Here is an 18,946-nt window from a genome sequence, read left to right on the forward strand (position 1 = left end):
TTTTTCTTTATTCCGACAGAAAAAAAAGACTTTCTTCTTCGTCATAGGTCTCCATCTTCGAAAGATTCAGCTTCAGGACCCGATCCACAATATTTACGGAGGACGCACGGTATGCATAGGCACAGGATTCAAACATCACATAAAGGCTGTCGCCCTCCACCACGATCTGTTCCAGTCGTTCCGGAAAACGATAAGTTCTGGCAGAATTCTCGTTTACATACAAACGCTTATCGGATTGTTCATAAAACACCAGCCTGGATGGCAGGATTCCAAAAGAATGAGAGATCAAAAGCTTATCATTATAAAAAGCAATTCCCTGAACCTGCTCCGATATGGTGGAATAATCCAACGGAACTGCCATTTCAAAATCCATGCCCAGTTTCTCGTCCATGGTATTGATCAGTTTTCCCTCTTCGTCAACTCCGTATCGTGCAATTACACTTTCGTTATATTTTTCAAAGCAGCCTACATACAGACACCCCTCATAAAAGGTCATAAAAGAATCTCTCACGATCCCATAAAGACTGACTATCTGGAAAGTATCCACCGGCAAATGGCTGTCATCATAATCGTAGGCTTCTATTGTATCCATCTTTATACTCACTGCCTGTGCGATCCCGTTGATATTGGAGGAATACCATAATAACTTATGCTCCGGGTCATAGGCAAGTCCTCCCACATGAGGCTGTCCAGGCAGTATCACTTCTTTAATAAAATTATGATTTTCCTTATCGATCACATAAATGACCGAATTATGTTTCTGTGTGCTGCAGTAAGCGCTGATCAGCACATAATCCTCTGTAACCGCCAGTCCCTGAGGCGTCATGGATGTACACATGGCAGGAGTGGCACCTTTTTTTGTGAGCAGCGTCCTGGTATTCTTCAGCCCGGGAATGACATATGTTCCATATTCCTTCTCTTTTTCTCTCCCATCAAAGGCAAAATAAGAAAAATCCTCTTTCTGGGAAAGCATCTGTTTCTGTCCCCGCAGTGTATACACTGCAGCACCTCGGTTTGTCACCACAGCTTTTGTGGGCAGCTCAGTTTTTGCACGGTAAACAAATGCATATAAAAAATAACATATGCACAGCACAAAAGCAACTGCCAGGATCTTCAAAATGAAAATCCTGAAGCTGTGTTTCATCTCTTTGTTCATTTTATCGTCTCTATTTGCTATTTCAAAATGATGTCTTCGTATTCAAATCGTAATTCCAGGCTGTCTCTGGACCAGATCGCACCACTGTATCCCGGTTCCAGCTCCAGCATTATGTAATTTCCCTTATCCATGGAAATCGTACGCAGATCCCTGGACAATCCCTCTCCGGTCCATTTGATATATGCCTCTCTCAAAACCCACTGGGCAAAAAAGGCTTTCTCCATATCATCTGCATCCAGGATTTCCCGTATCATATCTGCCGGTACCATTCTTTCAAGGATCCGTTCGTAATTTACCTTCTTGTGGATCTGCACATCAATGCCCACCTCTTCTCCGGCAAACAGACACATCACATATTTTCCGGAATGTGTGATATTATAATGAATTCTTGGAAGCAGGGTAAAAAACGGTTTCCCATGTTCCCCCTTTGACCGAGGCTCAAAAGCAAGCTTTCGTCCAAATTCCCGCTCAAGTCCGATTTCCAGAAGTTTTTCCCCGATCATATGCTCCATATTCTTGCTGTTATATTCATCTCTGATCTTCGTATAATAAATAATCCCATTCATAATCCGGCCTCCTCAAGAAAACGGGACGGTTCCCGTTCCTTCTCATACTGCTGTCTTACATAATACAGGCAGAGTTTCTTCTTTGCCCGTGTCATACCAACGTAGAAAAGCCTCCGTTCTTCCTCCAGATGTGCCTCCAGGACTGCCTTCCGATAAGGCATGCTGCCTTCATTTACATTCATGATATATACATTGTCATATTCCAGACCTTTGACCGCATGAAGAGTGGATATCACCACTCCTTCCCGTTTCACATCCTGTTTCTTCGCCTGTTCTTCAAGCTTTCTGGTATACTCGTCCATATAGGCCATCCATTCTTCCAATGTTTTCATTCCTCTGGCACTTTCATGGATCCGGTTCAGGGTTTCCATAAGCTCTTCCGGTTTTATTTTACGATACCTTGCATATTCCTGCAAGTATTCTTCGTATCCCATGCCATTCCGGATAAAATTAATGGCTGCATAAGGGGCCATAGTCTTTAAGATCCGAAGATGTGTCTCCATCGTTGTGATCCTGTCACACATCCAGTCTTTGTCTTTGTAAAACTCTCCCAATGCTTTAAAATCAACGTTTTTTTCTGTCAGAGCGTCCCTGGCTATGTATCGGTTTGGCCGGTTCATGATCTCCAGAAATGTACTGCGGCTCCGGTCTCCTTCTGCCATTTTCAAATAAGCGATCATATTCCGGCAGATCCAGTGTCGGAACAGGTTGGGCAGTTTTTCCTTCATAGTGAAAGGAACCCCATACTCCATCAACGCAGCGACCAGTCCTTCGGTTTCCTGATTAGTCCTGAAAAGCAGCGCTGTATCTTCAATATTATCCCCTTCTTCCATCCGATTCCGCAGCAGGCCTGCAACTGCCATATATTCGTCTCTGGGATTTCGAAATTCTTTTATCTGCACCGGCTCTCCCGGTTCATTTGGTGTGGAAAGTTTTTTTGCATAACGGTTTTCATTGTAATTGATCACCTTCATAGCTGTATCCAGGATATTTCCACTGCACCGGTAATTGATATTCAGGATCACCGTCTCCGCATTTTTAAAATCTTCCGGGAAATTCAGCATGATCTCCGGGCGAGCGCCACGGAAATGATAGATAGACTGATCATCATCTCCCACCACAAACAGATTGTTCTCCGGTGCTGCCAGCATCTTCACGATATCATACTGAAGATGATTGATATCCTGAAACTCATCCACCAGAATATAGTGAAACTTTTTCTGCCATGCAGACAGGATATCTTTTCGTTTTTTCAGAAGTTCATAACAGCTCAACAGCATATCATCAAAGTCAAGTTTTCTTCTTTCATTCAGGACTTTTCGATATCCCTGAAAGATCTGTCGGAACACTTCATCCGGGCAGCAGGAAGAATAATAATGCTCCAGAGCGATCCTTCCACCCTTTACAACACTGATCTCCTTGGCAATATCTTCCACAAAATCCCCTTCCTGGGACTGTTCTGCAGCACAGTTTACCACCAGTTCTCTTAAGATCGCATATTTTTCTTCTTCTGACAGGATATTTCCTCCATTCAGACCATAAGCCTGTTTGAGGATCCCGTAAAACACTCCGTGAAAAGTCCCGAAAGTAACGCCGGTTCGCTGAACACTGGTAAATTTCAGAAACCGTTCTTTCATTTCCACTGCTGCTGCCCTGGAAAAAGTCACAACAAGAACAGAGGAAGCCGGTATCTTCCCTTCCTGGATCATATGTGCTGTTCTTTCTACTATGACGGAAGTTTTCCCCGAACCGGGGCCTGCCAGAACCATCATAGGTCCTGACAGGTGGGCGATCGCCCTTTTTTGAGATGGATTTCGTTTCATAACTGGATTATCGATCACACTCTTATTTATTTTCAAGCTTTTCGATTGCTGCATGTACACGTTTCAGTGTCTCTTCCTTGCCAATGATCTCCATGATCTCTGTTGCACCGGCCGGTGTCATCTGCTTGCCGGATACTGCTGTACGAAGCGGCCACATAACATAACCATTCTTATATCCGTGCTCCTTTACAAAAGCGCTTAAAGATGCATACAGTGGATCATTGGTATAATCCTCCTGTGCTTCCAGTACCGGAAGCACTTCTTTGAGAACTGCAAGAGAAGTTTCCTCTGTTGTTTTCATCTTTTTGTGGCAGTACATCGCACTGTCATATTCCGGAACTGCCTCAAAGAAATCTACAAGCTCAGTAATATCCGGGAATACTTCAATTCTGGTCTGAACCATTCCTGCGATCTTCTTAAGATCAAAGTCTTTTTTCAGAACTTCTTTCAGATACGGAAGTGCTCTCTCATAGAATGCCTCCGGATCCATCTTCTTGATATACTCACCATTCATCCATTTCAGCTTGGCAATGTCAAAAACTGCCGGTGATTTGTTGATATGATGATAATCAAATGCCTCCACAAGCTCCGGAAGAGAAAAGATCTCACGGTTGTCTGCCGGGCTCCATCCAAGAAGTGCAACATAGTTGATCACTGCCTCTGTCACAAATCCCTGATCGATCAGATCTTCATAAGAAGAATGTCCACATCTCTTGGAAAGCTTCTGATGTGTCTCGTCTGTGATCAGCGGACAGTGAACATAGGTCGGGATTTCCCATCCGAATGCCTCATAAATACGATTATACTTCGGTGAAGAGGAAAGGTATTCGTTACCTCTTACAACATGTGTGATTCCCATAAGGTGATCATCAATTACATTTGCGAAGTTGTAGGTCGGATAACCGTCAGATTTGATCAGGATCAGATCCTCCATTTCCTCATTGTTAACGGTGATATCTCCGTAAATAACATCATGGAATGTAGTGGTTCCCTCTGTTGGCATATTAAAGCGGATAACATGCGGCTCACCTGCATCCAGACGGCGCTGAACCTCTTCCTTGGAAAGATGGAGACATCTCTTGTCATAAATAGAGATCTCCTTACCTGCAACAGTACGTTTCATGCTTTCCAGTTCTTCCTTGCCGCAGAAGCAGTAATATGCATCTCCCTGTTCAATAAGCTGTTTGGCATATTTCAAATACATGCCTGTTGCCTGACGCTCACTCTGTACATACGGACCAAATCCGCCATCCTTGTCCGGTCCCTCATCATGGAGAAGTCCTGTTTTCTCAAGAGTACGGTAGATGATATCTACAGCTCCCTCCACATAACGTTCCTGGTCTGTATCTTCAATACGGAGGATAAAATCTCCGCCTTCATGTTTTGTGATCAAATAAGCATAAAGAGCTGTTCTTAAATTACCCACATGCATTCTTCCTGTAGGGCTCGGTGCAAATCTTGTTCTGATCTTTGTCATTTCTTTTCTCCTCGTTTTTGTTGTTTCTCTTTATAGGTGCTATTATATACCCAAATCCTTCAAAATGTCCATAGGTTTTCCGGCGGAATACCCTGCCATCCCTCTCACGTATCTTCGCATATACAAAAAAATCCTCTGAGACACTGTCGTCCCAGAGGATCCTTGATTTCTGCTTATGCTTCTACGCCTTTGTTCTTAAGATAATCGATCACATCTCCAACTGTGTTCAGATCTGTAAGCTCCTCTGCCGGGATCTCAACATTGTACTCATCCTCAAGAGCCATGACCAGTTCAAACAGGTCAAGAGAATCTGCACCAAGATCATCCTTGAAAGATGTCTCCGGTGTGATTGTAGATGCCTCACAATTTAACTGCTCTGCAAGCATTTCTTTCATTTTTTCTAACATGTCTTATTCTCTCCTTTAATCGTTACAGATCGAATCTGTTTCCTCTTTTTGAGCAAAGTATATAGTCTGCAAAAACAGTTGTCAAGAGGATTTTCCCAAAAAATAGCTCCAGAGCAAAAATATTTTGATTTTAAAACTATTTTACTCTTGAAATTTTATCTGACGGGCCACGCTGAGAGCTATTGCCATCTCCAGCATCAGGAACACAATGGACGTTCCTCCGTAACTGATAAAGGGCAAGGTGACACCTGTATTGGGCATCAGATTCAGTACAACGGCAATGTTAAGGACCACCTGCAGCGCAATATGTATAAAAATCCCGGTAACGATCAGTGAGCCAAACAGATCCGGTGCATTCTGCGCAATAAAAAACAACCTGTACAAAAGATATCCGAACAGGATCAGTACAAAAATCCCTCCGAAAATTCCAAGCTCCTCACAGATAATGGAAAAGATCATATCATTTTGTGCTTCCGGAACACTTCCAAGCTTCTGGATACTATTTCCAAGCCCGCGGCCAAAAAGCCCTCCGGAGCCAATGGCATACAATGCCTGCAGCGTCTGATAACCGCCTTCATCGGAATATTTCTCAGGCTGAAGCCATACAAGTACTCGCATAACACGGAAGCTGTCACTGTCCTTGGTCGTCGCAACCAGAAAAAGTACTCCGATCACAATAAGGATCACTCCTGCCGCTGCCACAGCAATAAACGGACGCATATCCGGATGTGCCACAAACACCATTCCAACTGTTATTCCCAGAATGATCATGGCTGTACTCAGATTATCTGTAAGTATATAAGCCGCAAGCGCAAGTCCTGCCCCCGGAAGTCCCAGGATCATACAGCTCTTTAAAGTCTTTACCTTTCGTCCCATTTTTCCGATCATGTAAGCCATCATGATAATAACCGCGATCTTTGCCAGCTCGGCAGGCTGGAAGTTGATCGGTCCGATATACAGCCATCTGGTAGCACCATGAGAGGAATGTCCCAGCGGAGTCCGCACAAGTCCCATAAGGATCAGCGAAGCCACATACAACGCAGTTGTAAAAGGAAGAAGGATATGATAATCCAGTATTTTTGAAATAAATAACGCTCCGATCAGACATGCTGTACTGATCAGTGCCTGTTTCTTAAAATAAAACATATCGTTGCCATAATTCACTTCTGCCATATATGAACTGGTGCTGTAAAGCATGACCAGTCCAAAGCACACCAGCAGTACAATAACAGCTACCAGATTATAATCATAATAATCAGCTTTCTTATTCTGCTTTTTTCTGTTAAGCAGAGTTTTTTTCATTCTATCACCATCGCTTTCTGTATCTGCGAAGAATTTCCTGATATCCACGAGTAATAAAGAAAGTAAAAAAAATTCCCGGAAAGCCGCATAAATGCTGTCTTTCCGGGACGTTCCATAAATGGACCTGAGGGGAATCGAACCCCTGTCCGAAAGCCTATCCCTTAAGGCATCTCCCATCACAGTCGCTGATTTAACATTCCCTTGGCAGTACGCCCACCGACAGGCTTACTGCTTCAGTAGCTTCATGATACATCTACCGGGGCAAAGCTTACCCGGCAAGGTTTCTCACATGGTCGACGCCAGATTCCCGATGTGTGAGTGCAACGGGGCTGACGAGCAGCTTAGGCTGCTAACGCTAACTTTTCGTCTGCGTTTATATTTAGTTCCCGGTTGGTACGCAGTCCAGGAGTCTGCGGATGGCTTCCCTAACTTCAAAGCCCCCGTCGAAACCAGTACAAGCCCTTAAAAGACTTCTGTGACCGGATCATTTCCGGTCATCTCTGGTGGACAGACGAACTTCTTAGTCAGTTTTTTGACTGGGTTTAATTATACCAGAATGATTTTTCGTGTCAAGGATATTTCAAAAAAAGTCCAGACTGTACAGTTTTTTCTTACCTGTACAGTCTGGAATATGCATTCAAACTTTGGTATTTTAAATACTGTCAAAATGATCTTTTAATTTTATGGCACAAAAAAACCCGCTTACGCGGGTTTCTTGCTGCATTATACACGTGAAAGATACTCACCTGTTCTTGTATCGATTTTCAGTTTGTCGCCCTGATTTACGAACAGAGGAACCTGAACCTGTGCACCTGTCTCAACAGTTGCCGGTTTGGTAGCACCCTGTGCTGTATTTCCTGCGAATCCTGGCTCTGTCTCAATAACCTCAAGCTCTACAAAAAGAGGTGGCTCGATTGCGAATACCTCGCCGTTATGAGAGCAAACCTTAACCATCTCATTATCCTTAACGAATTTCAGAGAATCGCCAACCTGGTCCTCTGTAAGACCAACCTGATCATATGTCTCTGTATTCATGAAGTAGTATAAACCACCATCCTGATACAGATACTGCATATCTACACGCTCAATACGTGCTGCCGGGAATTTCTCTGTAGGACGGAAGGATTTCTCTAATACAGAGCCTGTGATAATGTTCTTGTATTTTGTTCTTACAAAGGCTGCGCCTTTTCCTGGTTTTACATGCTGGAATTCAACGATCTGACATACGTTTCCATCAATTTCAAGTGTGATACCATTTTTGAAATCACCTGCTGAAATCATAAATATTTCCTCCTTAATATATGCGGTTCTTTTTCGCTATGGATTATTCTATAATACCTTTTGCCATTTTTCAACTGTTTTTTTGTTTAAGCCTTCAATTTTTCTTCAATTTCTGCGATCAGTTCATCAAAAGGCTTCACTCCTGTGACAACTTTAATGTCCGCAAACTTCTCATAAACCGGATCTCTCTGTTTCAGAAGTTTCTTGATCTTCTCTTCTTTATTCTCAGTTCCTTCCAATGTGGGATTGTTACTTCCTTCCAGACGTTTGATCAACGTTGCAGCAGATCCCTTCAGATAGATGATCGTTCCCATACTCTGGAGATATTTCTGGTTCTGCTCCTGAAGAGGCAGTCCCGCACTTACAGAGATTACCTTCCGTTCGCTGTCTGTGGACAGTTCCTTGACTGCCATAGTCTCCAGCGCACGGTAAAATGCTTCTCCAAAGCGTTCAAATACCTCCTTTACTGACATGTTCATTTTTTTCACGATCAGTCTGTCCACGTCAATAAACGGAAGCCCCAGGTCCTTCGCCAGTCTCTTTCCAACTCGTGTCTTTCCTGAACCCATAAAGCCGATGATTACAATATGGTTCATGAATTCTTTCCCTCCTCTTTTTGGTAAAAATGTAATACTATTTTTTCCAGATAACGCTTCAGCACGATCTGGATCTCCTCTTTTGGATGAATCGGTTTCACAAGGATCGTCCGGATCCCCACCCTCTTTGCTCCATAAATATCCGTAAACAGCTGATCTCCTATAAAGATCGTCCTGTCAAGATCGGTTCCGATCACCTGGCAGGCTTTTTTATAATTTTTCCCAACCGGTTTATGGGCATTTTCTATAAAATCCCCCTCTACTGCTTTGGCAAAGGGCTCTACACGAGGTTTCTGGTTATTGGATACAAAACAGTATCGAAACCCGAGAGCCCTTAGCTTTTCAAACAGTTTCTTTGCCCGGTCATCTGCCGGTGCACCGTGGGGAACAATAGTATTATCGATATCAAAGAGCAGCCCTCTGTATCCTTCTTTGTACAGCTTCTCATAATCGATCCCATACGCAGAATCCAGATATTCATCCGGAAAAAAGCATCTGAACATCTATTCCACCTCAGTCCTTTCCTATCGCTCGCAAAGAGGAATATACTCTGCTTCCGGAAGGACATTCTTATATGCGGGACGGATGATCTTATCCACATTGATAAGCTCTTCCATACGATGTGCGCTCCAGCCTACGATACGTGCAATAGCAAACATCGGTGTGTAGAGTTCCAGCGGCAGATCCAGCATGCTGTAAACAAATCCGCTGTAAAAATCCACATTGGCACTGACACCCTTATAAATCTTACGCTCCTCTGTGATAACCTTTGGTGCAAGACGCTCTACTGCAGCATACAGCTGATAATCCTTCATTCTGCCCTTTTCTCTTGCAAGCTGTTCCACATAGTCTTTAAAGACTTCTGCACGTGGATCTGAAACAGAATAGATCGCATGTCCCATACCATAGATCAGTCCACGTTTATCAAAGGCCTCTTTATGAAGAAGCTTCTTAAGGTATGCACTGATCTCCTCTTCATCACTGTAGTCATGTACATGTTTACGCATATCGTTAAACATTTTTACGACTTTGATGTTGGCACCGCCGTGTTTCGGGCCTTTCAGAGAACCCAATGCTGCCGCAATTGCAGAATATGTGTCTGTTCCGGAAGAAGAAACCACATGAGTGGTAAATGTAGAGTTGTTACCACCGCCATGCTCCATATGAAGGATCAGGGCAATATCCAGGATCTCTGCTTCCAGAGCGGTATATTTCTTATCCGGTCTTAACAGACGAAGGATATTCTCCGCTGTGGAAAGCTCCTTCTTGGGCTGATGGATATAGAGGCTCTTACCCTTCTCATAGTGGTTATAAGCCTGGTACGCATAAACAGATAACAGTGGGAAAACGCTGATCAGGTTGATACACTGACGGAGCACATTCTCCAGTTCAATATTATCCGGGTCTTTGTCGTAGGAATAAAGTGTCAGCACGCTTCTTGACAGAGCGTTCATAATATCTCTGGATGGTGCCTTCATAATGACATCCCTTACAAAATTCCGCGGAAGCATACGCTGGTTCGCAAGAATCCCGGAAAATCCATTCAGTTCTTCCTGATCCGGAAGCTTTCCAAAAAGAAGCAGATAGGTTACTTCCTCAAAGCCGAAGCGCCGGTCATTGATAAAACCATTTGTCAGATCCTTAATGTCATACCCGCGATAAGAAAGCTTACCTGCGCAGGGAACCTCTTTTCCGTCCACGATCTTCGTTGCCTGGACATTGGAGATCTGGGTCAGTCCTGCAAGGACACCCTTTCCATTCAGGTCACGCAAGCCTCGCTTGACATCGTATTTGCCATATAAAGACAGATCCAGTTTGTCATTCTCACGACAGATCTGGGTAAGTTTCTCAATCTCAGGTGTCACTTTCATGTTGAATTTGCTCATCAGTTATTTCCCCTTTCGATTTCTGTTTTATTGCTGTTCGATAACGGTCCCTCCTCATTCCCCTCTCAAGCAATTCTGGTCTTATTTGTATATCCCGGCGTAGCTGGCCGGGATATTTCAGATATATTATAACATTTTTTTCGGTTCCGGTCTATGCCGAAAATATAACCGAATACCTGCTTTACAGTTTATCGGTTATGAGCAGGCAGCGAATGCGGATCGCAAATCTCTTCTTGTCTATCTGCGATCAGACCTGCTTATATGTAGCAAAAAACTCTTTCATCTTCTTCATTGCCTTGTCAAGCTGGCGGATATCCGGCAGATAAACAATACGGAAGTGATCCGGCTGATTCCAGTTGAATCCCTTGCCCGGAACAACAAGCACCTGTTTCTCATGAAGAAAATCCAAAGCAAACTGTTCATCATTGAAAATATTGAATTTCTCAGTATCGATCTTCGGGAATATATAAAATGCCGCATGTGGTTTTACAACGGAAATTCCCGGAATATCATTCAGTGCCTTGTAAATAAAGTCTCTCTGCTCATAAACACGTCCGCCCGGCTGCGTATATTCATTGACACTCTGATATCCGCCAAGTGCAGTCTGTACAATGGACTGTGCCGGAACATTTGAACAGAGACGCATGGAAGAGAGCATATTGATTCCCTCTATATAACCCTTCGCCTTACTTTTTGCACCACTTAAGATCATCCATCCGATGCGGAAACCTGCGATCATATGAGACTTGGACAATCCTGAAAATGTTACACAGAACACATCGGGTGCAAGGGATGCAATCGAAGTATGTTTATATCCATCCATAACAAGACGGTCATAGATCTCATCAGAAAAGATGATCAGCTCATTTTCTCTTGCAATGTCTGCGATCTGTTCCAGGATCTCCTTCGGATATACTGCACCTGTAGGGTTATTGGGATTGATGATAACGATCGCCTTGGTCCTTGGTGTGATCTTGCTCTTGATATCCTCAATATCCGGATACCAGTCAGACTGTTCGTCACAGATATAATGAACTACATTTCCGCCTGCCAGTGTTGCAGTAGCTGTCCACAACGGATAATCCGGAGCCGGGATCAGGATCTCATCCCCGTTATCAAGCAGCGCCTGCATACAGAGGTTGATCAGTTCACTGACACCATTTCCCGTATAAATATCATTAATGGTAACTCCCGGGATCCCGCGAAGCTGTGCATACTGCATGATCGCTTTTCTTGCAGAAAAAATGCCCTTGGAATCGGAATATCCCTGGGAAGTACGAACATTACTCAGCATATCCAGGATCACTTCCTGAGGTGCTGAAAACCCAAACGGATACGGATTACCAATATTCAGCTTCAGAATCTCCATTCCATCTTCTTCCATTCTGGTAGCCTCATCCACAACCGGTCCGCGCACATCGTACAGCACGTTGTCAAGCTTTGATGATTTCCCGAATGTTCTCATAAAAACCACTCCTCTTCTAATTTTCACTATTATTTAACCATTTTAATTTCATAGTCAAAAAATATTTATTCTATATCATCTCACATTTAGGCTTTCAACGCAAGAAATAAAAATTTAAAAAAAATAAATTTAGCACTTCCCTTTTTTAGCATGTTAATGTATAATAGCACTCGAATTTAGTTTTCAACGCAATTTAATATGTGATGAGGAGGAAACAACAATGTCTTACACAGAAGAAGTTTATGAAAGAGTTGTAGCACAGAATCCTGGCGAGCCAGAATTCCATCAGGCAGTTAAGGAAGTTCTCGATTCCCTTAAAGTCGTAATTGACAAAAATGAGGAAGAGTATCGTAAACTTTCCATCCTTGAGCGTCTTGTAGAGCCAGAGAGGATCATCTCCTTCAAAGTACCGTGGATCGATGACAACGGGACTGTACAGGTTAACAAGGGATATCGTGTTCAGTTCAACAGCGCCATCGGACCATACAAAGGCGGCTTAAGATTCCATCCTTCTGTAAATCAGGGTATCCTGAAATTCCTTGGTTTTGAGCAGATCTTTAAAAACTCTCTTACAGGCCTTCCGATCGGCGGTGGAAAAGGTGGCTCCAACTTCGATCCTAAGGGTAAATCTGACAGAGAGGTTATGGCATTCTGCCAGAGCTTTATGACAGAGCTTTGCAAATATATCGGCGCAGATACAGATGTTCCGGCTGGTGACATCGGTGTCGGCGGACGTGAGATCGGTTATCTCTTCGGACAGTATAAGAGAATCCGTGGCCTTTATGAGGGTGTCCTTACAGGAAAGGGTCTTTCCTTCGGAGGTTCCCTGATCCGTACAGAGGCTACCGGTTACGGTGTTGTATACATGCTCAACGAGATCGCCAAAGCTCACAATGATTCCGTAGAAGGAAAAACAATCGTTGTAACAGGTTCCGGTAATGTAGCTATTTACGCTGTTGAGAAAGCTACTCAGCTTGGTGCCAAGGTTGTTGCAATGAACGACTCCAACGGATACATCTACGATCCGAACGGAATCAACCTTGACGTCGTAAAGGATATCAAAGAAGTAAAACGTGGACGTATCAAAGAATATGCAGACCGTGTTGAGGGTGCTACCTACACTGAGGGACTTGGCATCTGGAATATCAAATGTGATATCTACCTTCCATGCGCTACTCAGAACGAGCTTGGTCTTGACGGAGCTAAAACACTGGTTGCAAATGGCTGCAAATACGTCGTTGAAGGTGCAAACATGCCTACTACTCTTGATGCAACAACATACCTTCAGGAGAACGGTGTTCTCTTCATGCCTGGTAAAGCCGCAAACGCTGGCGGTGTTGCCACATCTGCACTTGAGATGAGCCAGAACTCCATGAGACTTTCCTGGACAAGAGAAGAGGTTGATGAGAAACTCCACAACATCATGATCGATATCTTCCACAAAGCTGATGACGCTGCTAAACGTTACGGTATGGAAGACAACTATGTTGTAGGTGCAAACATCGCCGGCTTCGAAAAAGTTGTTGACGCTATGAAAGCTCAGGGTATTGTTTAATTAAGTTTCCTGAATCATTAATGTATATTTATAGCAGGGACCGCAGAGGATTTTTCCCAGGCGGTTCCTGTTTTTTTGTATCCACTTTTACGATCTCTGAAAAATCAAACATTCATGTTTCAAAAAAAGGCCGGTTGTCTTTTGACAATCGGCCTGAAATCTCCTGCATTTGCGGTCTATTCATTTAATCTCTTAATTGATCAGCTTCTTCAGCTCATCCATAAAGGTACTGACATCTTTAAACTCTCTGTATACAGACGCAAATCGTACATACGCCACCGCATCCAGATCCTTCAGATGCTCCATAACGATCTCTCCGATCTTGGTACTGCTGATCTCACGGTCTTCTGACCGGAAAATATCTCCTTCTATGGAATCGATCATCTCTTCCACTCTCTCAATGGGAATGGGGCGCTTATAGCAGGCACGAAGAACACCATCCTGGATCTTGGAACGTTTATAGCTTTCCCGGTTCTGATCCTTCTTGATCACAGTCAGCGGAATCGTTTCCACCTTCTCATAAGTTGTAAAACGCTTTCCGCAAGCATCACAGAGACGGCGGCGGCGGATGGAATTGGTATCCTCTACAGGTCTGGAATCTACAACTCTTGTATTATCCTGGTTACAGAACGGACATCTCACAGAACTCTCCCCCTTTCCGGATCAGTAAATCATTACTAAATTCGTTTTTATTATAAAATAAATGCACATAATGTGTCAATAATCGGACTTGCATAAATTTTACAGATTTTCCATAAAATCATACCAGGTGATGAATTTATGCGCATCTGTGAGCTGAAACAAAAAGAAGTGATCAATATCCATACCTGCCGCAGTCTTGGCTGCCCTCTTGATGTGGAATTCTGCTGTGAAACCGCACGTCTGAAAGCCCTGATCATGCCGGAACCGGGAAAATTTTGCTGGTGTTTTTCCAAAGAAAATGAATATTCCATTCCATGGGACTGCATCCGCCAGATCGGCGAAGATATCATCCTTGTTGATTTCCGTAATGAAAAACTGCTGTCCGGAGAATAAATACCTCCTTATTGTCAAGGCCCTTTATTTTTTATATTTTCCCTGAAAAAGTATATTTCAACCGCCCTCTGAGAATCATCTTAATGTACTGACAAGACAAGGAGGATTCTAAGATGGCACTGAATAAAGTTGAAATCTGCGGAGTAAATACCTCAACCCTTCCCGTTCTCGATCAGGAAGAAAAGGCGGAGCTCTTTAAAAGAATCAAAGCTGGCGATGAAGAAGCCAGGGAATTGTACATCAAAGGCAATCTGCGGCTTGTTTTAAGCGTGATCCGGCGTTTTCAGAACAGCAGTGAAAATCCGGATGACCTTTTTCAGATCGGCTGCATCGGCCTGATCAAAGCGATCGATAATTTCGACACCACTCTTCAGGTAAAATTTTCCACCTATGCAGTTCCCATGATCATCGGAGAGATCCGAAGATATCTCCGTGATAACAACAGCATACGGGTCAGCCGTTCTCTGCGGGATATCGCTTACAAAACCATCTATACCCGGGAAAACTATATGCGGCAGCATCTCAAAGAGCCTACCATTGCAGAAATCGCTGATGAGATCGGTATTGACAAGGAAATGATCGTCTATGCCATGGATGCGATTCAGAGCCCGGTAAGCCTTTTTGAGCCCGTGTATTCCGAAGGCGGAGATACCCTATATGTTATGGATCAGATCAGTGATAAAAAGAACCTGGAAGAAAACTGGGTGGAGGATATTTCTCTTCGGGATGCCATGAACCGGCTTGGAGAGCGTGAACGTCACATTATCGATCTCCGCTTCTACGAGGGAAAAACCCAAATGGAGGTAGCTGATGAGATTGGTATCTCCCAGGCTCAGGTCAGCCGACTGGAAAAACATGCTCTTCGCAGTATGCGAAACTATCTCCGGAATTGATCCATCTCTCTTCAGACAAAAAGCTGCAGCAGAATATCTGTTATCCTGCCGCAGCTTTTATCTCTTATTTCAGCGCTTTCTCAATTTCTTCGATCACGATCCGAAGCGCCTTCAGCCTTGCATATTTCTTATCTACGGATTCCAGAATGTGCCATGGTGCATAAGCAGTGCTGGTTTTCTGAAGCATCTCATCTACTGCTGTTTCATACTGATCCCATTTTTCACGGTTTCTCCAGTCCTCATCCGTGATCTTCCACTGTTTTTCCGGATTGCTCTGGCGGTCGTTGAACCTGGCAAGCTGGGTGTCCTTATCAATGTGGACCCAGAATTTCACGATCACAGCGCCCCAGTCAGAAAGCTCCTTCTCAAATTCATTGATCTCATTGTAGGCACGTCTCCAGTCATTCTCGCTGCAGAAGCCCTCCAGACGTTCTACCATCACTCTTCCGTACCACGTCCGGTCAAAGATGGCAATGTGACCATCCTTGGGAAGCCTTGTCCAGAAACGCCACAGATAATGACGGGCTTTTTCATGAGGCTCCGGACTTGCGATAGGATGTACCTCAAATCCACGGGGATCAAGAGCCTCCGTGATCCTCTTGATATTTCCTCCCTTTCCGGCAGCATCCCAGCCTTCATAGGTGATGATCACAGGCACTCTTTTTCGGTAAAGACGGTTATGCAGGCTTCCAAGCTTTGCCTGCAGTTCCTTAAGCTCAGCCTTGTACTCTTCATCCCCCACTTCTTTTCCATCCAGAGGAATCTCGCTTAATCTGGGCATCTCCACCAGAGGAAAAACATTCTGCAGGATCGGCACTGCATGTTTGCTGTTTTCCATGGCAACCTCTATATTGCTGATCATGGTTTCCAGTACCTGCAGTTCTGCCCACTTCCGGTCACCGGCATCGACAATATACCATGGAGCCGCAGATGTATTGGTATCCTGCATATACTGGTCGAAAATCTTTCTGCACTTCTTATAATGATCATTCTGCCAGAGATCATATTCATTGACTCTCCATCTGGTATCCTTGCTTTCCAGAAGGATGCCCATACGTTTTTCCTGTTCTTTCCGGTCGATCTGCATAAAAAATTTCAGGAGTACATATCCATTATCCGTCAGCTGACGTTCAAATCTCCGGATACTGTCAATCCGTTTTGAATAATTGTCACCCTTCAGCTTTTTATCCATACGTTCACGACAGGTCTGATCCATCCATCCTGAATCCAGGAATGTAAACTTGCCCGCTTCCGGGATTTCCCTGAAATATCGGCAAAGAAATGGTTTCCGAAGGTCTTCCTCTGTAGGTGCTGACATAGTCGCAACTTTGAAGAAACGAGGATCGATATTCTTGATCACCTTACTTATGGTACTTCCTTTTCCGGAAGCTCCCCAGCCTTCAAACAGCACGATCACCGGAATCTTATGCTCTTTCAGAGCCATCTGCAATTCATATAATCTGGTTCTTGCAGCGCTTAAACGCACTTTGATATCCTCTTTTTCCGGAATCTGTTCCGGGTTCCAGTTTTTCAACATCTTCATCGTCCTTCCTTGAATTTTTTGAATATTCATATTATACCACAGAAGATCTTATTTTACGATAATTTTTACATAATTTTAACCTTTAGCCTCACAAAAGCAAACAAATTGCACAACAAAAATCATTCATAAGCATCGAAAATCTTTTTAACCTCTTGACATTTTTGTCGCCGCTTCATAAAATAGACGCTGATTGTTATTTTTTTAACTTCATAAAAAAGCAGTGCCTGAAAACTGTTGAAATAATAAAGATCAAGGAGCCGATCATGAAACTCACAGAAAAACTTCTGCAGAAAATGGAACAGAAAAAAGAACTCTATGGCGATGGCATCATCATGCCGGACGGGGATTACCGTCTGATCCAGGATGGACACTTAAAAACTCTCATGTCCCTTCTTCCATATACAGAAAACGAAATCTGGAAAATGATCCCCGATGATGATTCCGCACTTTTCTGGCTGGTAGAAAAAACAAGCTGCGTACTGACCGATGTCAATTCCACGATCGGAATGAAGATGACCCCCGCACAGCAGAAAACCTACGAAGCACTTTCCAGTCGCGGGATCATCTCTGATGAATATTATGATCTTACCAAACAGCGGGAAAAAGTAAAAGCTGCCCGGGCTAACGCCTGAGCAGCTTTTATTTATATCTGTCAGTCCTCATACCCTTCCAGAAAAGAATGTTTCACTCCATCTTTTTTGTATGCGATAACTGTATGAAGATTAACATTTTCCACACTTCGGAAAATATTACTTTCTACATGTGGATTTACCTTCTTAAGTTCTGCGATCAGATTCTTGATCTCCATTCTCTTGGAAACACTGGTACCATCTGTACGGCAGGTAGTACAGGTATCGGTAAATTTACATGCACACTGGATAAAATGAAGGTCATTATAATCTCTCCAGTGTTTGATATCTGCCTCCCGGATCAGATACATAGGACGGATCAGCTGCATTCCCTCAAAATTTGTACTATGGAGCTTCGGCATCATAGTCTGTACCTGCGCTCCGTAAAGCATTCCCATCAGGATCGTCTCGATCACATCATCATAGTGATGTCCAAGAGCGATCTTGTTGCAGCCAAGCTCCTTTGCCTTGCTGTAAAGATAGCCCCTTCTCATACGGGCACAGAGATAGCATGGGGATTTTTCTATATTATAAACCGCATCGAAGATCTCAGTCTCAAACACTGTGATCGGAATCCCGAGAAGCCTGGCATTGTGCTCGATCACCGCACGGTTTGCCTCATTATATCCCGGATCCATCACAAGAAACACCAGTTCAAAGGGAAACTTGTTATGACGCTTCAGTTCCTGGAACAGTTTGGCCATCAGCATAGAATCCTTACCACCGGAAATACAGACTGCTATCTTATCTCCCGGCTTCACCAGCTCATAATCGTTGATTCCCCTGGCAAATCTGGAAAAAAGCTGCTTATGGAACTTTTTGCGGATACTCAGCTCGATATCCTTCCGCCGCTGTTCCATTGCATCATTTTCCTCTTCTTCACTGTCCTCTTTACCGGATTCTTTCTGCATCTGCTGAAAAAGCCATCCTGTATATCCACCTTTCAGGCTCAGTGCGGGAATTCCTTTTTCCCGGAGCAGCTCTGCACCCTCCTGGCTGAAAAGCCCTCTTGTACAGTAAAGGACCGGTATCTTATCCCCCCTCAGTTCTTCTGCCCGCTCTTCCAGTTCCTGTTCCGGAACTGAGATTGCTCCCGGGATCATTCCATATTCTACAGTTACTTTATCACGGGTATCTATCAGAAGATATTTCCCCCGTTCTTTCTCTATCTGGTCAAAAGAAATCTCCAGTGTTTCTTCATTCATACTGCTATTATTCCTTTCCTTACATTTTCAAAGTTTCTGGTTCATATTGTAAGCCTTCCCGTCAAAAACCTCAAGAAGATTTTCCCGAAGGTTCCCGCGTTATTAGAATGCTGCTGTTCACTTTGTT

General features: G+C 43.7%; 18 protein-coding genes and 1 other RNA gene. 4 read left to right on the forward strand and 15 right to left on the reverse strand.

All coding sequences use genetic code 11. The annotated features are described in order from the left end of the window. Positions 1-7 precede the first annotated feature (7 nt). The 12 genes from ACTNDQ_RS02380 to ACTNDQ_RS02435 all read right to left on the reverse strand — a co-directional run bounded on the left by ACTNDQ_RS02380 (position 8) and on the right by ACTNDQ_RS02435 (position 11,959). Positions 8-1,156: a YncE family protein gene (locus tag ACTNDQ_RS02380; RefSeq protein ID WP_279199282.1), complete on the reverse strand. Its 1,149-nt coding sequence runs from the start codon at positions 1,154-1,156 to the stop codon at positions 8-10. Positions 1,157-1,173: 17 nt separating this feature from the next. Next, positions 1,174-1,722, reverse strand: coding sequence for a 4'-phosphopantetheinyl transferase family protein (locus tag ACTNDQ_RS02385; protein WP_278796285.1), 549 nt, complete (start codon positions 1,720-1,722; stop codon positions 1,174-1,176). Then, complete coding sequence (locus ACTNDQ_RS02390; protein ID WP_320810926.1) at positions 1,719-3,581, reverse strand: ATP-dependent helicase; 1,863 nt, start codon at positions 3,579-3,581, stop codon at positions 1,719-1,721. The genes ACTNDQ_RS02385 and ACTNDQ_RS02390 overlap by 4 nt, the downstream gene beginning before the upstream one ends. After that, positions 3,568-5,022 (reverse strand): glutamate--tRNA ligase, encoded by a 1,455-nt coding sequence (gene gltX / locus ACTNDQ_RS02395; protein ID WP_441063553.1) that lies wholly within the window; start codon positions 5,020-5,022, stop codon positions 3,568-3,570. The genes ACTNDQ_RS02390 and gltX overlap by 14 nt, the downstream gene beginning before the upstream one ends. Before the next feature lie 173 nt (positions 5,023-5,195). Further along, positions 5,196-5,429, reverse strand: coding sequence for an acyl carrier protein (acpP, locus tag ACTNDQ_RS02400; RefSeq protein WP_015524431.1), 234 nt, complete (start codon positions 5,427-5,429; stop codon positions 5,196-5,198). 141 nt (positions 5,430-5,570) lie between these two features. After that, on the reverse strand, positions 5,571-6,731 hold the full coding sequence (locus tag ACTNDQ_RS02405; RefSeq protein ID WP_279199287.1) for an FtsW/RodA/SpoVE family cell cycle protein: 1,161 nt from the start codon (positions 6,729-6,731) through the stop codon (positions 5,571-5,573). A 116-nt stretch (positions 6,732-6,847) separates the two neighbouring features. Beyond that, positions 6,848-7,193: a transfer-messenger RNA gene (ssrA, locus tag ACTNDQ_RS02410) on the reverse strand. Positions 7,194-7,454: 261 nt separating this feature from the next. Further along, on the reverse strand, positions 7,455-8,012 hold the full coding sequence (efp, locus tag ACTNDQ_RS02415) for an elongation factor P (RefSeq protein WP_441063556.1): 558 nt from the start codon (positions 8,010-8,012) through the stop codon (positions 7,455-7,457). An 86-nt stretch (positions 8,013-8,098) separates the two neighbouring features. Continuing rightward, positions 8,099-8,608, reverse strand: a complete 510-nt coding sequence (locus ACTNDQ_RS02420) for a shikimate kinase (protein ID WP_015524429.1) — start codon at positions 8,606-8,608, stop codon at positions 8,099-8,101. Then, on the reverse strand, positions 8,605-9,111 hold the full coding sequence (locus ACTNDQ_RS02425) for a YqeG family HAD IIIA-type phosphatase (protein WP_441063558.1): 507 nt from the start codon (positions 9,109-9,111) through the stop codon (positions 8,605-8,607). Before ACTNDQ_RS02425 ends, ACTNDQ_RS02420 begins: the two co-directional genes overlap by 4 nt. Positions 9,112-9,132: 21 nt before the next feature. Then, positions 9,133-10,494 carry a citrate/2-methylcitrate synthase gene (locus tag ACTNDQ_RS02430; RefSeq protein WP_441063560.1) on the reverse strand — a complete coding sequence of 454 codons (1,362 nt, stop codon included), beginning with the start codon at positions 10,492-10,494 and terminating at the stop codon, positions 9,133-9,135. Between the two features lie 247 nt (positions 10,495-10,741). Next, the gene (locus ACTNDQ_RS02435) at positions 10,742-11,959 is read right to left on the reverse strand and encodes an aminotransferase class I/II-fold pyridoxal phosphate-dependent enzyme (protein WP_441063562.1); all 1,218 of its coding nucleotides are present in this window, start codon (positions 11,957-11,959) and stop codon (positions 10,742-10,744) included. Between the two features lie 220 nt (positions 11,960-12,179). Here ACTNDQ_RS02435 and gdhA point away from each other — a divergent pair, with 220 nt between their 5' ends. Continuing rightward, positions 12,180-13,514: an NADP-specific glutamate dehydrogenase gene (gene gdhA / locus ACTNDQ_RS02440; protein WP_118513324.1), complete on the forward strand. Its 1,335-nt coding sequence runs from the start codon at positions 12,180-12,182 to the stop codon at positions 13,512-13,514. Between the two features lie 192 nt (positions 13,515-13,706). On the opposite strand, the gene nrdR is transcribed toward gdhA, so the two are convergent. Next, positions 13,707-14,156, reverse strand: a complete 450-nt coding sequence (nrdR, locus tag ACTNDQ_RS02445; RefSeq protein WP_021976805.1) for a transcriptional regulator NrdR — start codon at positions 14,154-14,156, stop codon at positions 13,707-13,709. 138 nt (positions 14,157-14,294) lie between these two features. Between nrdR and ACTNDQ_RS02450 the strand changes: the two genes are divergently transcribed. After that, a complete protein-coding gene (locus tag ACTNDQ_RS02450) occupies positions 14,295-14,549 on the forward strand; it encodes a YlmC/YmxH family sporulation protein (protein WP_015524424.1) in 255 nt (84 codons plus the stop codon). 113 nt (positions 14,550-14,662) lie between these two features. After that, positions 14,663-15,442 (forward strand): RNA polymerase sporulation sigma factor SigG, encoded by a 780-nt coding sequence (gene sigG, locus ACTNDQ_RS02455; protein ID WP_015524423.1) that lies wholly within the window; start codon positions 14,663-14,665, stop codon positions 15,440-15,442. Positions 15,443-15,506: 64 nt separating this feature from the next. Here the strand turns inward: sigG and pap are convergent, their stop codons facing one another. Beyond that, on the reverse strand, positions 15,507-16,979 hold the full coding sequence (gene pap / locus ACTNDQ_RS02460; protein WP_288786909.1) for a polyphosphate:AMP phosphotransferase: 1,473 nt from the start codon (positions 16,977-16,979) through the stop codon (positions 15,507-15,509). A 269-nt stretch (positions 16,980-17,248) separates the two neighbouring features. Here pap and ACTNDQ_RS02465 point away from each other — a divergent pair, with 269 nt between their 5' ends. Beyond that, positions 17,249-17,617, forward strand: coding sequence for a hypothetical protein (locus tag ACTNDQ_RS02465; protein ID WP_015524421.1), 369 nt, complete (start codon positions 17,249-17,251; stop codon positions 17,615-17,617). Between the two features lie 20 nt (positions 17,618-17,637). On the opposite strand, the gene ACTNDQ_RS02470 is transcribed toward ACTNDQ_RS02465, so the two are convergent. After that, entirely contained in the window at positions 17,638-18,819 is a 1,182-nt protein-coding gene (locus ACTNDQ_RS02470) for an ATP-binding protein (RefSeq protein ID WP_278796277.1), read from the reverse strand. Positions 18,820-18,946 lie beyond the last annotated feature (127 nt).

Origin of the sequence: Blautia massiliensis (ex Liu et al. 2021) (genome assembly GCF_052064225.1) — a bacterium.
Lineage (GTDB): Bacteria > Bacillota > Clostridia > Lachnospirales > Lachnospiraceae > Blautia_A > Blautia_A fusiformis.

Bases quoted from the DNA above. Each gene is read 5' to 3' on its own strand.
- ACTNDQ_RS02430 (WP_441063560.1), bottom strand. From the start codon at position 10,494: ATGAGCAAATTCAACATGAAAGTGACACCTGAGATTGAGAAACTTACC.
- ACTNDQ_RS02380 (WP_279199282.1), bottom strand. From the start codon at position 1,156: ATGAACAAAGAGATGAAACACAGCTTCAGGATTTTCATTTTGAAGATC.
- ACTNDQ_RS02420 (WP_015524429.1), bottom strand. From the start codon at position 8,608: ATGAACCATATTGTAATCATCGGCTTTATGGGTTCAGGAAAGACACGA.
- pap (WP_288786909.1), bottom strand. From the start codon at position 16,979: ATGTTGAAAAACTGGAACCCGGAACAGATTCCGGAAAAAGAGGATATC.
- ACTNDQ_RS02450 (WP_015524424.1), top strand. From the start codon at position 14,295: ATGCGCATCTGTGAGCTGAAACAAAAAGAAGTGATCAATATCCATACC.
- sigG (WP_015524423.1), top strand. From the start codon at position 14,663: ATGGCACTGAATAAAGTTGAAATCTGCGGAGTAAATACCTCAACCCTT.
- ACTNDQ_RS02425 (WP_441063558.1), bottom strand. From the start codon at position 9,111: ATGTTCAGATGCTTTTTTCCGGATGAATATCTGGATTCTGCGTATGGG.
- ACTNDQ_RS02405 (WP_279199287.1), bottom strand. From the start codon at position 6,731: ATGAAAAAAACTCTGCTTAACAGAAAAAAGCAGAATAAGAAAGCTGAT.
- ACTNDQ_RS02465 (WP_015524421.1), top strand. From the start codon at position 17,249: ATGAAACTCACAGAAAAACTTCTGCAGAAAATGGAACAGAAAAAAGAA.
- efp (WP_441063556.1), bottom strand. From the start codon at position 8,012: ATGATTTCAGCAGGTGATTTCAAAAATGGTATCACACTTGAAATTGAT.
- gdhA (WP_118513324.1), top strand. From the start codon at position 12,180: ATGTCTTACACAGAAGAAGTTTATGAAAGAGTTGTAGCACAGAATCCT.
- ACTNDQ_RS02470 (WP_278796277.1), bottom strand. From the start codon at position 18,819: ATGAATGAAGAAACACTGGAGATTTCTTTTGACCAGATAGAGAAAGAA.
- ACTNDQ_RS02385 (WP_278796285.1), bottom strand. From the start codon at position 1,722: ATGAATGGGATTATTTATTATACGAAGATCAGAGATGAATATAACAGC.
- ACTNDQ_RS02435 (WP_441063562.1), bottom strand. From the start codon at position 11,959: ATGAGAACATTCGGGAAATCATCAAAGCTTGACAACGTGCTGTACGAT.
- acpP (WP_015524431.1), bottom strand. From the start codon at position 5,429: ATGTTAGAAAAAATGAAAGAAATGCTTGCAGAGCAGTTAAATTGTGAG.
- gltX (WP_441063553.1), bottom strand. From the start codon at position 5,022: ATGACAAAGATCAGAACAAGATTTGCACCGAGCCCTACAGGAAGAATG.